The sequence below is a fragment of the Aequorivita sublithincola DSM 14238 genome (assembly GCF_000265385.1).
GTDB classification, from domain to species: Bacteria; Bacteroidota; Bacteroidia; order Flavobacteriales; family Flavobacteriaceae; genus Aequorivita; species Aequorivita sublithincola.
Map to the genome: position 1 here is coordinate 963,173 of NC_018013.1, position 14,396 is coordinate 977,568.

Annotated in this window: 18 protein-coding genes; all 18 read right to left on the bottom strand. The window is 36.3% G+C overall.

Features of this window, described 5'->3' with window-relative positions; all coding sequences use genetic code 11:
• Nucleotides 1–16 precede the first annotated feature (16 nt).
• Nucleotides 17–274 carry a phosphopantetheine-binding protein gene (locus tag AEQSU_RS04535; RefSeq protein WP_014781682.1) on the bottom strand — a complete coding sequence of 86 codons (258 nt, stop codon included), beginning with the start codon at nucleotides 272–274 and terminating at the stop codon, nucleotides 17–19.
• Entirely contained in the window at nucleotides 271–906 is a 636-nt protein-coding gene (locus AEQSU_RS04540; RefSeq protein ID WP_014781683.1) for a hypothetical protein, read from the bottom strand. The genes AEQSU_RS04535 and AEQSU_RS04540 overlap by 4 nt, the downstream gene beginning before the upstream one ends.
• A gap of 4 nt (nucleotides 907–910) precedes the next feature.
• A complete protein-coding gene (locus AEQSU_RS04545) occupies nucleotides 911–1,978 on the bottom strand; it encodes a methyltransferase (protein WP_014781684.1) in 1,068 nt (355 codons plus the stop codon).
• Nucleotides 1,979–3,136, bottom strand: a complete 1,158-nt coding sequence (locus AEQSU_RS04550; RefSeq protein WP_014781685.1) for a beta-ketoacyl synthase N-terminal-like domain-containing protein — start codon at nucleotides 3,134–3,136, stop codon at nucleotides 1,979–1,981. It abuts the gene before it with no gap.
• A gap of 4 nt (nucleotides 3,137–3,140) precedes the next feature.
• Nucleotides 3,141–3,569: an acyl-CoA thioesterase gene (locus tag AEQSU_RS04555; protein ID WP_014781686.1), complete on the bottom strand. Its 429-nt coding sequence runs from the start codon at nucleotides 3,567–3,569 to the stop codon at nucleotides 3,141–3,143.
• Nucleotides 3,559–4,827: an ABC transporter permease gene (locus AEQSU_RS04560; protein WP_042491634.1), complete on the bottom strand. Its 1,269-nt coding sequence runs from the start codon at nucleotides 4,825–4,827 to the stop codon at nucleotides 3,559–3,561. Before AEQSU_RS04560 ends, AEQSU_RS04555 begins: the two co-directional genes overlap by 11 nt.
• Complete coding sequence (locus AEQSU_RS04565; protein ID WP_014781688.1) at nucleotides 4,820–5,563, bottom strand: ABC transporter ATP-binding protein; 744 nt, start codon at nucleotides 5,561–5,563, stop codon at nucleotides 4,820–4,822. The genes AEQSU_RS04560 and AEQSU_RS04565 overlap by 8 nt, the downstream gene beginning before the upstream one ends.
• Before the next feature lie 78 nt (nucleotides 5,564–5,641).
• A complete protein-coding gene (darH, locus tag AEQSU_RS04570; RefSeq protein ID WP_014781689.1) occupies nucleotides 5,642–6,649 on the bottom strand; it encodes a BtrH-related acyltransferase DarH in 1,008 nt (335 codons plus the stop codon).
• Nucleotides 6,649–7,050, bottom strand: a complete 402-nt coding sequence (gene DarG, locus AEQSU_RS04575; protein WP_014781690.1) for a flexirubin biosynthesis protein DarG — start codon at nucleotides 7,048–7,050, stop codon at nucleotides 6,649–6,651. The genes darH and DarG overlap by 1 nt, the downstream gene beginning before the upstream one ends.
• 2 nt (nucleotides 7,051–7,052) lie before the next feature.
• Nucleotides 7,053–7,511 (bottom strand): hotdog family protein, encoded by a 459-nt coding sequence (locus tag AEQSU_RS04580; RefSeq protein WP_014781691.1) that lies wholly within the window; start codon nucleotides 7,509–7,511, stop codon nucleotides 7,053–7,055.
• Entirely contained in the window at nucleotides 7,511–7,948 is a 438-nt protein-coding gene (locus tag AEQSU_RS04585; RefSeq protein WP_014781692.1) for a hotdog family protein, read from the bottom strand. The genes AEQSU_RS04580 and AEQSU_RS04585 overlap by 1 nt, the downstream gene beginning before the upstream one ends.
• Nucleotides 7,949–9,082: a dialkylresorcinol biosynthesis protein DarB gene (gene darB / locus AEQSU_RS04590; protein ID WP_014781693.1), complete on the bottom strand. Its 1,134-nt coding sequence runs from the start codon at nucleotides 9,080–9,082 to the stop codon at nucleotides 7,949–7,951. It abuts the gene before it with no gap.
• The gene (locus AEQSU_RS04595) at nucleotides 9,082–9,999 is read right to left on the bottom strand and encodes a hypothetical protein (protein WP_014781694.1); all 918 of its coding nucleotides are present in this window, start codon (nucleotides 9,997–9,999) and stop codon (nucleotides 9,082–9,084) included. The genes darB and AEQSU_RS04595 overlap by 1 nt, the downstream gene beginning before the upstream one ends.
• A 3-nt stretch (nucleotides 10,000–10,002) precedes the next feature.
• Complete coding sequence (locus AEQSU_RS04600; protein WP_014781695.1) at nucleotides 10,003–10,884, bottom strand: lysophospholipid acyltransferase family protein; 882 nt, start codon at nucleotides 10,882–10,884, stop codon at nucleotides 10,003–10,005.
• Nucleotides 10,885–10,902: 18 nt separating this feature from the next.
• Complete coding sequence (locus tag AEQSU_RS04605; protein ID WP_014781696.1) at nucleotides 10,903–11,145, bottom strand: phosphopantetheine-binding protein; 243 nt, start codon at nucleotides 11,143–11,145, stop codon at nucleotides 10,903–10,905.
• A 2-nt stretch (nucleotides 11,146–11,147) separates the two neighbouring features.
• On the bottom strand, nucleotides 11,148–12,368 hold the full coding sequence (locus tag AEQSU_RS04610) for a beta-ketoacyl-[acyl-carrier-protein] synthase family protein (RefSeq protein ID WP_014781697.1): 1,221 nt from the start codon (nucleotides 12,366–12,368) through the stop codon (nucleotides 11,148–11,150).
• Between the two features lie 12 nt (nucleotides 12,369–12,380).
• Complete coding sequence (flxB, locus tag AEQSU_RS04615) at nucleotides 12,381–13,133, bottom strand: flexirubin biosynthesis SDR family reductase FlxB (protein ID WP_014781698.1); 753 nt, start codon at nucleotides 13,131–13,133, stop codon at nucleotides 12,381–12,383.
• A gap of 107 nt (nucleotides 13,134–13,240) precedes the next feature.
• Nucleotides 13,241–14,371 carry a WG repeat-containing protein gene (locus AEQSU_RS04620; protein ID WP_014781699.1) on the bottom strand — a complete coding sequence of 377 codons (1,131 nt, stop codon included), beginning with the start codon at nucleotides 14,369–14,371 and terminating at the stop codon, nucleotides 13,241–13,243.
• Nucleotides 14,372–14,396 lie beyond the last annotated feature (25 nt).

The following is a 14,396-nucleotide window of genomic DNA, read 5'->3' on the forward strand; positions in this document are numbered from 1 at the left end:
CCTGAAATGTCAGAAATTACTTCGTGCGGTTTGCCTCAATATAATCTGCCATAACTTGTACAGATTCAAAAATCTTTTTCCCTTCCTTCGGGTCGCTTAGACGGATGCCGTAATCTTTATCCAGCATCACTATAAGTTCCAAAGCATCAATAGAATCTAAACCAAGGCCGTCGCCAAAAAGAGCGTCATCATCTGCTATTTCTGCCACAGACACGTCTTCAAGATTCAATTGCTCAATGATTTTTGCTTTTAATTCTTCTTTTAATTCGCTCATAATGTATGGTATAATCTGGTTATTTCTTTCGTGTTATGTTCAATTTCGCCTTCGTTCTCTACTAAATAAAGAAAGGCTTCGTAACTGTTTTCATCATAATCTACCCAGCCACAGAGGACTTTTTCGGCTTTTTTGCTTCGCAATAAACTGCTGGCGTACAGCTGTAAATGTTCGGCGTTGAAGCGGTCAAAGATAAAAAAACTATTTTCAGAATACAGCTTGTGCTTAATACTTATCTCGCCCAAACAAATATTTGGTAATGTGTAAACAAACACGGCTGGACTGGGAAAGTATTCGGCATCATTTTGAATTGCGGCTTGGTGTTTTCTGTCTGTATCTAAACTGGACGCTTTGTTTGAAAAAATGAGGGCAATATTGTTTTCCTCTTCGCTTAAATTTTCATTTTTCAACAAAACATCAGCAGCCAAAAATGAAAGCTTACTTAGGTTGTCCATCTTAAAAAATTTTGGATACGCTGTTTCAAATTTTTTATAGGCACTCTTTATAAAAGTTGAAAAATCTATGAATTCTCCTTCTTGCTCGTTTTCTACATTAAAAAGCAATTCCCCATTCAACGAAAAGGTTTGGTTTTTTATATGGCAAAAGCTTTTTATATGAAAATTCTTAGACAAAATATTATTTCTTTTTGCAGACCAACATTGTGTGATAATCGCCAAGAGCAAAATCCTCTTGAAGTTTTAAGCCTGCTTTATCAATCAATTTGATAAAAACGCTGGCGGGATACATTTTACTATTGCCGTTGGCAAGCACTGTAAAGTATAAGGAAGTCGCCTCCAAAATAAACTGCGACGCACGGAAGGCTTGTCTATCGGTGAAAGTTTCAACAATTACCAATTGCGCATTTTCATCCATTGATCTTGCACAAATACTTAAAACTTTTACAATTTCATCTTCTGAAAAACAATCTAGAAACTGACACATCCAAATTAAGTCTGCACCTGTTGGAATTTGAGGATTTTCTGAAAGCCAATCAATCGGGTGACCAGAAATTCTATCTTTAAAACCGTTGTTTTCAGCATTAGCCAAAGCCATTTTTAACTGACCTGGCAAATCGACTATTTTCACATTTACATCTTCATTAAAATGGCAACATTTAATAGAGAATTTGCCCGTATTTCCACCAATATCAAAAAGTGTTTTGGGTTTACTTTCAAATATTTTTTCAAGTGCTTCTGCAAAAATATCATCAGAATAGTGGTGATCAAAATCAAACCACGCCTTTTGTTCAGCGGGTTTTAACTTGGAAAGACCTTCATAAATAGTTGGCCATTCACCCAATTCTTTTAGACCTTCGGGTTTTCCTGTTTTGATAGATTCGTCTAGATAAAATAATCCTTTGTAACACACATCATGTGCAAAATTGAGATTTACACTTGCGGTTTCATTATAGTTAAGGAAATAGCCAACTTTGGTTAATTCATACTTTTCCGCTTCACATTTGTTGACAATGTTAGAGGTTTGTGCAATTTCCAGAAGTACTCCAACGCCGTATTCGCTTAATGAAAGTTTTTGAGAAATTTCTGTTGCTGTAGGTCCGCCATCTTTCCGATTCTCAAAAATGTAATCGAGAATTCCAAGTTTCCGCAGCGATACGGAAGCCTGAAAAACAAAAGGCGCAAAAGCAATCCGATGTGCTTCTTCCAATGCCTCGATAGCATTCATTTTTTTTGTGGTTGTTTGCATTTATAATTGGTTGGTTAGTTGTTTTTTAAATATTACCGCTGTGTTGCAACCTCCAAAACCTGAAGCGGTTTTTAGGAAGGTATTCAAGGATTTCGGTGTATTCTGCTTAATGATATTTATTGATTTTGAGACGCCAAGGTCGGAAAATCCTTTGGAAGAAAAAAGCATATTTTTTTCCATAAAGTGCATTCCCACAATAGTTTCCAGCAAACCTGAAGCTCCCAAAGTATGTCCAAAATATCCTTTCAAACTATTAATTGGAACATTTTTCATTCCCAAACGATTAAAAGCTATAGCCTCCATTTCATCATTAAAAGTTGTAGCGGTGCCGTGTGCGGAAATATAATCTATTTCTGAAGCGTTTAAATTTGCTTCTTTCAAGGCAGCTTTCACACTTCGGAAAAGACCTTCGCCTGTTCGTGAAGGACCCGAAATATGGTTGGCATCGTTGCATGTTGCATTGCCTAGAATTTCAACAGCTTCCTTTGGAAGATTTTTTTCTGAAGAAGTAACCAAAGCACTTGCCGAAACTTCACCCAAATTAATTCCAACTCGGTTTTTATCATAAGGTTTGCAAGGTTCTGGAGATAAAGCTTGGAAGGAATTGAAACCTGAAAGAATAAACTTTGAAACCAGATCTCCACTAGTTATGAAAACGTGGTCATATTTTTTTTCAGATATAAATTGTTTTGCAACAGAAACCGAAAGAACGCCAGAAACACAGGCATTTGAAAGCACAATAGCTTCATTTTTAAAGCCGAAAAAGTTTTGAATTATTTTTCCCAGTTCGCTTAAATAAGCACGACTTTCCGGAAAATTATTTTCTTTTTCAAGCACATCTATATTTCCTTTTGTGGTTGAAACTAACAAACCTACTTTTTCATTCAAAGGAATTTTTGAGGCATCAATCACATCCTTCAACGAAAGAATCATCATTTGCTCAAGTTTTGTAAACTGTGAAGCATCCCCGATTTTGCTAAATTCGTTTTTAATCTTTTCCGAAGAAATCATTGAAGCGCAAAAAGGTTCTGGCAAGAGGGAAGCATTTTCAAGTTTTTCAAGTCCTGAATTTCCTTTTGAAATATTTTCAACCACCGTTTTGCTGTCAAAACCAAGACTGCTGAAGATATTATTATATGAAACGAAGGTTTTACTCATTTTTTTATAATTCCATTTTCTCCTTCCACTTTGCGAAAAACTCAGGTTTTGTTAATGAAAGTTCGCCTTTCTCGTTCAAGAAAACCTGAATTGTTTCACCTATACAGACCAATCTTCCCTTAGGATCGAAAATTCGATAACGAAAGATCATTTTAGCCGCGGGCGAATCTATAAAAGTAGTTTTTATTGTTGCCACATCGCCATAACGCAGCGGTAGCTTGTGTTCACAGGAAGAGCTAACAATTGGCGAAGTATAACCATTTGCTTTCTGTTCTAAATACGAAATACCGTGTTCTCTTCCAAAAGCTTCGCGACCGTCTTCAAAATACTGTATATAATTGCCGTGCCACACGATTCCCAATGGGTCGGTTTCAGTGAAACGCACCCTGATTTCTGAAGTGAAACTTATTTCGTTATTGTGGTTAGACAGCATTTTTTCTTCTATTATAAATTATTGCTATTATGACTGTTAAGAGGAAAAATAACAATAATAATGAAATTTCGGGTAGGATTTTAACAAAACCCACGTTTCTTAAAAATACATCATAAAAAGCTTCTAACGCCCAATTCATCGGAGAAATTTTTGAAATGACCTGCATAAATTTAGGCATTACAAAAACAGGAACCCAAACCCCGCCAAGTGCCGCGAGAATTACTGCTAAAGTTGCTCCAAATGGCGCCGCTTGTTCTTGTGTTTTTGCAATCGTTCCTAAAAGTAATCCCAACCCAATTGCCGCCAAACCTGAGAAAATTGCAACAAAGTAGAGCATTGGCAGTTTTCCTAAAACATCAATTCCTGGAAGTCCGATGGCTGGAAAAAGATAGATTCCAACAAGCAGCATTAATGTAAATTGAATCAAGCAAACTCCTAAATAAACAATGGTTTTTCCGCCTAAAACTGTGGCGTAACTCACAGGATTTGTTCGCAAGCGCACAAAAGTGCCTTGATTTTTTTCTTTCACCAAATTAATTGAAAGCGGAACGATAATGAAGAAAATAGCAAACAGCGTCCACGCGGGAATGTTGTGTTGCGCTGAGTTTGGGATGATTTCTTGGTTGTTTTTTGTTTGTAAAATTTCTTTAAAAGTTATAAATTTTTCGGTTTCAAAAATGGGTTCTGCATCTTCTTCGCCTAATTCCGTTTGAAAAGCTTTGTATATACTTTGGGTTTCAATTTTCGAAATCATTTTATCAATTCCGTTCTTTACGGAAGATTTGAAACTTACTTGCGTTGCAGGATCAAAATACAACCGGACTTCCTTTGACGGAATTACCTCTTTGGGTTTAATCAAAGTATCCTCCTCCAACCCAAATTTGGACAAAATACCTTCTACATTCTGATCTACTTTCTTTTGAAGTGAACTTGAAAGATTTTCTGGTATTACAATGGCAAGCTGATATTTTCCTGAGAAAACGGCTTCTTTTGCTTCATCTTCTGAAGTTTTCTGAAAGATTTCAAACGAATTGGATTCAGAAAGATTTTCAATTATGTTTTTTGAAACTTCGCCTTTGTCATTATCAACCAAAAGTACCGGAATTTTAATATCGCTTATGGTTTTAAACGTACTGTCTTGCACTAAAGTGATTACAATCAGAAGCAGTAAGGGCATAATAAAAAGAATCGCGATTCCGCCTAAATCACGGATTAGCAAAAGCATTTCTTTATATGTTGAAGCCCAGAGTTTATGCATAATCGCGAAGGGCATTGCCTGTTTTTGCCAAAAATACATCTTCAAGATTGTTGGCGCCAGTTTGGTTTTTTATTAATTCTGAAGGAACGCCTTTTATGATGATTTCACCATTATCAATAATTGCTACGTGAGTGCAGAAAATCTCAGCTTCGTTTAAATGGTGCGATGTATAAACTATTGTGGTTCCTTGTTTGTTCAGCAATTTTAAATGTTCAATAATCACGTTTTTAGACTGAACATCCACCCCAACAGTTGGTTCATCTAAAAACAATACTTTGGGTTTATGAAGAATTCCTGCAATCAAATTTACGCGGCGTTTCATTCCGCCAGAAAAAGTAGCTGTTTTTTTATTGGCGAATTTTGAAAGCCCCATAATTTCCAAATGCTCGTTAATGGAATTTTTTAAGGTTTCACCTTTAATTCCATACATACTTCCAAAATACTGCAAATTTTCAAAAGCGGTAAGTGTTGGGTAAAGCGCGTATTCTTGGGGAACGATACCTATTAATTGTTTTAATTCGTTTTTGTTCTCCTTGAAATTCAAGCCGTTTATTATGAATGATCCTGAAGTAGGTTTTAAAAGTGAAGTCAACATTGAAATAAGCGTGGTTTTTCCTGCGCCGTTTGGGCCTAGGAGACCGTAGATTTCACCATCTTCAACTTTCAAATCGAGGTTTTTTACAGAAAAGTCTTCGGCGCCTTTGTACTTTTTTGAAAGTTGGTTTATTTGTATCATAGTTATTACACAAAGGTTCACAAAGAAGCACAGAGTTTCACAAAGATTATTTCATTAACTAATGACTTTTAACTCTGTTTACACCGCTTTCTTCAGCTTCTTAAAAAATATTTTTTCTAAATCGGCTATATGGTCTAATTGATCGGCAACTTTATTATAGCTATCGGTTTGACTCCCGACGTTTCGGGATCGGTTTTTATATATTCTTGAAGCTTCCAAAGCAAAATCACGCCATAAATCGCCAATTGTAGTCATTTCTTTTGACAGTTCAATTAGTTTTTCGTTTCCTAATAATTTTCCTGATTCTTGCAAAAATGCTGCATAAATATAGCGGAAGCCACCACCGCCGGTGCCTATTTCTTCCTGCATTCGAACCACTTGCCCTAAATAATGGTTTGCCGTTTTAATGCCTTTTTTCTTTGGCCATTTTCGAATTAAACCCGCGATTTTATGAATTCCTTTTACGCCAACAAACGAAACTGGGGCGAGCATAGATTTACAAGTGTCTTTAATTCCTTTTACGATTGCCGTTTCAAGTTCCAGCTTTTCAGGAAACGAAATTGGATAATACATATGACCTTTTGGAGCAAATGCGCCTTTTGCAAAACGCACTTTTTCAAGTTCTTTTTCTGAAAGGGAAGTCATGTCTTCCATCACTGGGTCGCTTATTAAATATCTGCCGTTCTCCTTGCCATAAACTACCATATTGTGGGCGTTGAAGTGAAAACGATATTCATCGGGGAAATAAAGCAGATTATAAACCCCAACCTGCAAACCTACCGGATTGTTTTTTTCAAGATTTTCATCGAGCCGCGCTTTAGCTTCTTTTGGATTGCTGAATTTTTCGCGTTTCATCTTTACGCCTGTTCGCTTCGCAAATTTCTTAAAGATGTGTCCTGGCAATGCGCGATATGTAATTACTGGGGCGTGATTTACTTTTAATAAAGGAATATAACAAAACAACAAACCGCTACCAATACCAAAAACCATCGGCTCGCTAACGCTGAAACCGTTGTGTTTCATCAAATTTGAAACTACGCCGTTTTCGCAATGGGCGGATTGGTGATGGGTGAAATTTATTTCCATTATTTTGAAATGTTCTGAAGTTCTTCAACTGAAACATCAAATGCTTCCGCATATTTATTTAATGATTTATCACTCAATTTCTTAAAAACGGAAGGTTTAAAATGTCGTTTTACTTTCCATTGCCAAAAACTGACGTAGCTGGCCAAAATACCAACGTCCATTTTATGGAGTTCCATATAATATTCTATTGGGCTAGTTTCTCCTGCAATTACGCGGTTTTTTGCATCTGCAATGCGTTCATTTATTTCATCAATTGCATTGTTTAAGGCAACTGTTTTTGGTTCCCAACCGCTGCTGTTTTCTGTGGTGTATTCACCGTTTTCATCAACAGCATAACAAAGTTCGCGGAAATTTGCCGACTCTAAATTACTTTTATCCTGTGGTACTTCTTTCTTCTTCATAATCAGACTTCGTGGATTAAAAAATTCATAGTAGAAGATACAATTAAATTTTCGTCGAGAAAGGTTTCCGTTTCAAGACTGCACATTGTCATTTCGCCAGTGTCAAATCTTGAAAGTAGTTTTGCTTTTGTAATGATGGTTTCGCCAACTTTTGGAAGCTGAAAAATTTCAACTTTTTTAATAGCGCTTATATAACCAACCAATTTATTACCAGTTCCTTCTATATCGTCTTTTTCAAAAAAAGTTTGTCCTACTACGCCAGATGCAGCTTGGGCAGCATTTTCAATTAAACCTATTTCGGAAAGTTCGCCGTCTTTCAAAAAAACGCAATCTTCTGAAATGTAAAATTGTGTAGTCGTTGAATTTTCATCAATCTCCAAAACCGAAGTAACCATCAGCATCGGTTTTCTGTGCGGTAAAAAATTTGAGATATCGATATTTGAAATGTCCGTAGTTTTCATCAAGGTGCTAAAACGGTTTTCATTTCAATAGTAGCAATAACTTTGTTATCGCACTCAGTTTGGGCGGTTACCAGAGTAACACCCAATATTTCGTGCAAAATATTTACAGTAGTTTTTAATTCTTTTCCGATGGAAGGAAGTTCAAAAATCTCCGTTTTTTTAATTGCGCCAATGTAGCCGGTTGGAGGATCTTCTTTTTTCAAAAAAAATTGGTAGCCCGTGTAGAGCGCAACGGATTGAGCCATATGCTCAATCAAGCCTGGAACTGCAAATATATTATTTTGTGTGAAAATGTTTTCTTCGGAAACTGTTAAGCCCGCAATCACTTTTCTATCTTCAAAATGAAGTAGTTTGTCCACCATAACAAAAGGAGATTTCTGTGGAATTAATTTTCCGATGAAATCTTTGTCCGTTATTTTTTCGGTGAACCCGTCCATTTAAACCACGGTTAAATAGGCGTAAGAATATGCAAAACGCGCGCTTTCTGGCACTTGAAGAAATATTCTTTCCCCTTTTTTAAGTTTTCCTGAATGTACTAATTCTTCTAACATAAGATAAATAGAACCAGCACCAACATTACCAACTTTTGTAAGGTTCAAAAACCACTTATCCCAAGATAAATGAAGTCCTTGACGTTCAATTTCGTTGTATAAATTTTCTTTGAAATAATAGGAAGAAATATGTGGAAGGTAATAATCTATATCCTCTTCAGTGATGTTATGTTTCGCCATTGCGTCTTTCATACTTTCAACACCTTTTTGAAGGATGTTTTCGCCTAAAAGTTTTACGTCCTGTTTCATTGCGAAAAGAGACATTTTTCCCCAAACATCTGCTGGATATTCACTCCAAGGCTTTAGGTTTCCGTCTTCTAATTTCTCGCCACCAGCGTACATGCAAGTATCGAGTTCGAAGGCATAACTGTAGCCTTCCATCCATTCAATTTTAAGTGGCGTTTTTCCGTTTGGTTCACTTTCTAAGAGCACTGCTCCAGCACCATCAGAAAGCATCCAACGTAAAAATTCTTTATTAAAAGCTAGAATTGAATTTTCTTCAACTTCCTTTAAATGGGCTACTTCATCTTCAAAAATATCGCTCTTCATCCAAGAGGAAGTTCTTTCAGAACCTGTACAAACTGCGTTCTTTACTTGGTCTGATTTTATGGCCATATAACCATATTTCAACGCGTTCATTCCAGCGCAACAAGCTCCAGAAGGAGAATTAACTTCAAGATTTCCATTTTTTAAAAACCCGTGTACCATTGCCGCGTGGCTCGGTAAAATTTGGTCTGGACTTGATGTTCCACAAGATAAAAGTTCAATTTGATTTTTGTTGAAAGTATCATCACACAAAGCTTCAACCGCTTCAGCAGCTAGTTGAGCGTTGTTGTGTGTAACATTTCCATCTTTATCGATGGCGTAGTAACGTGTTTTTATTTGGTTATTCCGAAGAATTATACGACGTGCTTTTGATGTTTTTCCATTGATGACACCAAGCTTTTCTTCCATGGCCTCATTCTCAACGGGTTCGTTTGGTAAAAACTTTGCAATCCTAGTAATGTAAACGTTCTTCATTAATTTTGCTTTAATGCAACTGATGAATAATAAGCTTTTTCCCGTTGTATTTTACGGTACATTGGGATATAAGTGAGCAAAAATACGATAAATACAATTGGGGCAATTAGCCATATTGCAAATAACAAATAATATTTAAAAAAAACGAGCCATTTGCTTCTTTCTTTGCCTTCTTTTTTGATTAAATGGTCTGCCCATTTGGTGAAAACCATATTTCCCCGAATATCGGTTGCAATAAGAGAAGGATCAACTTTTACGGCGCCAACATCCAAAAGATTTTTCTGAAGATTTGAATATTCGTTTTGAAATAAAGCCTCTTTAATTGGGTTTCCAAAACGGGATGCAGCCTCAATATCTTTATCTGAAACTCCAGGTTTTGGGAAGATGCCAAGCATTTTGGTTTTCTTCCCGCCCATAAGCCAATGCACGATTGTGATAACGCTAATGTGGTTAAGATTTTTATCAACTAAAGCAATGTTTCCTACCAATTCTGCATTGTTTGCTACCAACAATTTCTTCATTTTTTCCTGTGCCATTATCCACATATTTCTACTGGCGGAAACTGTTACAACAGGTGTATTCGCAAGTAAAACTTTTGCTTCTTCAGATTTTAAAAATGAATTTATTGGAATCGAAGGCGTTAAATACCAAGTTGTATAACCTAATATCACTAAATCATATTTTTTCTGAAGGATTTCAGGTGAAACACTCTCTAATGGTATTGGAATTTGAAGAAAAGTTTCAGGGAAAGCACCGTAAAATTCTTCTTGTTTCCACGGAAAAAGAAACTTTTTTTTCGGAACGATTTCGTAATAGGAAATATTTACTTTTTCATCTGAAATTGTTGAAGCAATATTTTTCAGAATATCAAAAAGTTGTCCTGTTTGTGAATAATATATTATTAAAATTTCTTCCATTTGTTAATCGTTCGTTTCCCAAAAATCAAAATAGTTAAACCATTGTAATGGATATTTTTTGAGCATCCATTCTACACTTTCAGTATATTTTTTCAATAATCCTTGAGCATCGCGGTTTTTTACTTCCGCTTGACGGGCGTATAAATGGTAATGTTTGTTGGTTTCTTTCATTACATAAACGAACAAAACTGGAACGTTCAACCTACTTGCCAATAAAAATGGTCCAGCTGGAAAATTTGCTTCCTTGCCCCTAAGCGATTCCGTCAATACTTTTTGACCTTTCATATATCTATCGCCAGTAAAGCAGACCAATTCGCCACTTGTAAGTGCGTTGTTTATCTCAAAAATATGCGACATATCGTCATTTACCAAAATAAATTTCACTCTGGAACGCACGGTTACTTTTTCCATGTATTCCTTTATATTTTGGTGTTCTGCATCTGTAGTTACGAGGCTTATTTGCGAACGAGTATCTATTTCTTCGAAGAAATATTCGGCAATTTCAAAATTACCCAAGTGGGCACTTATCATAATTCCACCTTGCTGTGTATCGAGCAGATTGGTTATGTTTTCAACACCATCACATTCATAGGTAAATTGACTTTTTAAGCCTGAGGAGATAGCGGCCTTGTCTATGATGGTTTTTCCAAAAATGAAATAACTTTTATAAATGCTGAAAAGACTTTTTAGCGAAGGATATTTAAGTCTTTTTCGGAAATAGTAAAAAATGGAGCGAGTGCTTTTTCCGGCGAAAAAAACATAATAAAGCGCAACGGGATAAAGTAGCACATAGGCAGCGCGAACCCCTAATTTTGTTATAAAAAATATAAAGATCTTATATCCAAAAACGGTTCCTTTGCTCTTGCCTTCCCACTCGCCCGCCATAAATTAGTATTGCAAATTTCAGCTGATTTTTGTTTCAATAAGATCGTAAAAATCTTGAAGCGTTGTGACATTTACAAAATCCTCACCAGTTAATTTCACGCTAAAGTTAGACTCAACAGCGACTACTAAGTCCACAAAATCCAAACTGTCCAACTCTAAAGTTTCCTTTAGATTAGCTTTTGGCTCAATGTCTTCGCTTTCTACCTCAAACTCATCTACTAAAAAGTAGTTGATCTTCTCTACAATAACCTCTTTGTTCATTTTTAAAGTTTGCATTTTTTAATAATTAATGCTGAATTGGTTCCTCCGAACCCAAAAGAATTGGACAAAAATACATCAATTTTTTTGTTTAACGTTTTGTTAACAAGGTTTAATTTTGAAGCTGCCTCGTCAGGATTTTCCAAATTTATGTTAGGTGCTATAAAAGAATACTCCATCATTAGCATTGAATATATTACTTCGCTTGCCCCAGCCATCCAGCATTCGTGACCGGTCATAGATTTTGTGGAACTTACGCAAGGACCATTTTCTCCAAAGACATCTACTATTGCTAAAGCTTCATTTGCATCGCCAACTGGTGTTGAAGTTGCATGGGCATTCACATAATCTATTTCTGAAGCTTTTATATTTGCTTGATCCAAAGCCATTTTCATCGCTCTTGAAGGTCCATCCACATTTGGTGTTGAAATATGATCGCCATTTGAAGAAAAACCATAACCAATAATTTCACCTAAAATTGGTGCGCCACGTTTCATTGCGCTTTCGTAGCTTTCAATTACTAAGGTTGCTGCTCCTCCGCTTGGCACTAAACCATCTCTATCTTTATCGAACGGGCGACTTGCTTTTGTTGGGTCCAATTGTGTTGAGAAAACGCCGAGACCATCAAAACTGCCCATTGCGAGCTCGTTAATTTCTTGTGCACCACCTGAAATGATACAATCTTGCAATCCATTTTTTATAAGAAAATAAGCCATCCCGATAGAATGTGAGCCACTTGCGCAAGCTGCACTAATTGTGAAATTGATGCCTCTCAACTTAAATATAGTTGAAAGATTCATTGTTACAGAAGAATTCATCGCCTTGAAAATAGCGCCAGAACCAACAAGCGTTGTATCCTTTTTCTCACGTATTTTATCTACAGATTCTATAACCGATTTCGCTGTACTATCGTTTCCGTAGAGAATTCCAACTTCGTTTTCGTTTAGGAATTGTTGATCTATTTTAGCGTTTTTTAAAGCTTCAATAGTTGCGGCATAGGCGTATGCGCCTTCTTCGCCTAAACTTACACGCTCTCTGCGGGAAAGTTGTTCTTTCAAATTAGGTTCTTCAACCCAGCCTGTTAAACAGGAGCGATATCCAAAATCTTTACGTTTTCCGTCGCAAATAATGCCAGACTTACCGTTATATAACGATTCCTTTACTTCTTGTAAGTTTTTGCCTATACAAGAATAAATGCCCATTCCGGTTATTACTACTCTTCTCAATTCTTCTTCTTTTTACGAATAAATCCCTCCATTAATATTAATCACTTCACCCGTAATATACGAAGCTTTTTTTGATGCTAAAAAGCTAACAATATGCGCCACTTCTTCAGCTTCGCCAAAACGGTTGGCGGGAATCATTTTCTTTAATTCTTTTTCATCAAGTTCAGCAGTCATATCACTTTTTATGAATCCAGGAGCTACTGCGTTTACCGTTATGTTTCGTTTTGCAACTTCTTGTGCCAAGGCTTTTGTTGCGCCAATAACAGCTCCTTTTGCTGCGGAATAATTTACTTGGCCTGGCGTTCCTTTTAAACCTGAAACTGAAACCATATTTATAATTCTTCCATATTTATTGACCAACATTTTTTGAATCAACGCATTGGTAACATTGTAAAAACCATTCAAACTAGTGTTAATTACACTGTGCCAATCTTCGGGTTTCATCCACATAAACATACCGTCTTTTGTTATTCCGGCATTGTTTATAATTACTTCAATGATAGCGTCTTTGTTTGCTTCATGCCATACGTCAAATGCCTTATTTACGGCTTCGGAGTTTGTTACGTCAAATTGGATTATTTCGCCTTTAGCTCCAAGTCCCTCTACTTCTTTTAAAGTTTGTTGGGCGGCTTCTTTGTTGCCGTTATAATTTATAAGTAGGTTATATTCTAAATCTTTTGCGAGTTGAATACATACCGCACGACCAATGCCTCGCGAGCCTCCTGTAACTAATGCGTATTTTTGCTTTTCCTTTTTCTCTTCCATATTTTAGCTGATAAACCTACAAGGAAGTCTCATTCGTCGACAATACCTTGCAGGTTAAATTCGCTCGTGAGTTTTACTGCCAACTGCTACTGAGTACTGAACACTTTTTATTTCGAAGTATCTACAAAATTCTCCGCATTTTGGTGCCATTTGCCCAATACCTTTCCATCTTTATCTATAAAACCCCAATCTTTATCTTTCTTTACACGAGCATAACCATCTATAAAACCTTTGTCTGATCCACTTTGTAAAAATCCAAATCCTGATGAAATATCATATTCCATCGAAATTACCAATTTACCAGTTTTATCAATAAAACCCCATTGTTTTTTTTCTTTCACTGGAGCCAAGCCATTATCTGAAAAAATTTCGGCATCTCTGTATTTTATATCGATTACTTTTTCGCCTTTTTCATTAATATAACCCCATTCTTTGCCCATATTTACTGGTGCAAGACCCGCATTGAATGCGCGAACTTTGTCATACGTTGGTTGGATAATCCATTCGCCTTTGTCATTAATGAAACCCATCATTTTATTACTTCGAGCGTAAGTTAATGGCGAATCATTTGTGAAATCCCAAATCTTATCTACGCCATCAATTGGTGTAAATGTACCGTTAATGAGCAAACCAAAGCTTTCGCCTTTTCTTGCCCAAATTCCGTTTTTGCTGTAATCTCCAATTTCATTATAATGTGCAGGAACAAATTCCTCGCCCTTTTTGCTCAACAATCCCCAAGTTTCACCGTTTTTGAATTTTGCATAGCCATTGTTGAAACCTTTAATTTCATCATATTTCGGTTCTACGATGGTCTTTCCATTGGTATCAATCAAACCAATTTTTTCGCCACTACGAATTATCGCAACGCCGTTATCAAAATCGTAATATTTATCGGTTGCAGGTGTGCTTAATGTTTCACCTTTAGCATTGATATATTTCCAGTCCTTATCTGTAAGCACTAAAACATAGCCCGAATTGAAGGTTTTTACCCTGTCGTACTGTGGCTGGATCACCCACTCACCAGTAGTATTTATAAGCCCCCATTTTTTATCCTTCATAGCTGCGGCGTACTTGCCAGAGAAGCTATCGGCTTTTTCAAATTGAGGTTGAATAGCATATTCGCCAGATTTGTTAATGTATCCAAACAAATCGTTGTCGCGCACCAAAGCCAGTTCCTGAGCGGTAACTGAGAATGTTCCTAATAAAAGGATTAATGCAAAAGAAAAAATTGTTTTCATAAATATATCAATTTAAGTTAGTTGA

Excerpts from the sequence above, each read along its gene's own strand:
- AEQSU_RS04620 (WP_014781699.1), bottom strand. The coding sequence starts at position 14,371 with ATGAAAACAATTTTTTCTTTTGCATTAATCCTTTTATTAGGAACATTC.
- AEQSU_RS04595 (WP_014781694.1), bottom strand. The coding sequence starts at position 9,999 with ATGGAAGAAATTTTAATAATATATTATTCACAAACAGGACAACTTTTT.
- AEQSU_RS04565 (WP_014781688.1), bottom strand. The coding sequence starts at position 5,563 with ATGATACAAATAAACCAACTTTCAAAAAAGTACAAAGGCGCCGAAGAC.
- AEQSU_RS04585 (WP_014781692.1), bottom strand. The coding sequence starts at position 7,948 with ATGGACGGGTTCACCGAAAAAATAACGGACAAAGATTTCATCGGAAAA.
- AEQSU_RS04555 (WP_014781686.1), bottom strand. The coding sequence starts at position 3,569 with ATGCTGTCTAACCACAATAACGAAATAAGTTTCACTTCAGAAATCAGG.
- AEQSU_RS04605 (WP_014781696.1), bottom strand. The coding sequence starts at position 11,145 with ATGAACAAAGAGGTTATTGTAGAGAAGATCAACTACTTTTTAGTAGAT.
- AEQSU_RS04545 (WP_014781684.1), bottom strand. The coding sequence starts at position 1,978 with ATGCAAACAACCACAAAAAAAATGAATGCTATCGAGGCATTGGAAGAA.
- AEQSU_RS04560 (WP_042491634.1), bottom strand. The coding sequence starts at position 4,827 with ATGCATAAACTCTGGGCTTCAACATATAAAGAAATGCTTTTGCTAATC.
- darB (WP_014781693.1), bottom strand. The coding sequence starts at position 9,082 with ATGAAGAACGTTTACATTACTAGGATTGCAAAGTTTTTACCAAACGAA.
- AEQSU_RS04535 (WP_014781682.1), bottom strand. The coding sequence starts at position 274 with ATGAGCGAATTAAAAGAAGAATTAAAAGCAAAAATCATTGAGCAATTG.
- AEQSU_RS04600 (WP_014781695.1), bottom strand. The coding sequence starts at position 10,884 with ATGGCGGGCGAGTGGGAAGGCAAGAGCAAAGGAACCGTTTTTGGATAT.
- AEQSU_RS04580 (WP_014781691.1), bottom strand. The coding sequence starts at position 7,511 with ATGAAAACTACGGACATTTCAAATATCGATATCTCAAATTTTTTACCG.
- DarG (WP_014781690.1), bottom strand. The coding sequence starts at position 7,050 with ATGAAGAAGAAAGAAGTACCACAGGATAAAAGTAATTTAGAGTCGGCA.
- AEQSU_RS04550 (WP_014781685.1), bottom strand. The coding sequence starts at position 3,136 with ATGAGTAAAACCTTCGTTTCATATAATAATATCTTCAGCAGTCTTGGT.
- flxB (WP_014781698.1), bottom strand. The coding sequence starts at position 13,133 with ATGGAAGAGAAAAAGGAAAAGCAAAAATACGCATTAGTTACAGGAGGC.
- darH (WP_014781689.1), bottom strand. The coding sequence starts at position 6,649 with ATGGAAATAAATTTCACCCATCACCAATCCGCCCATTGCGAAAACGGC.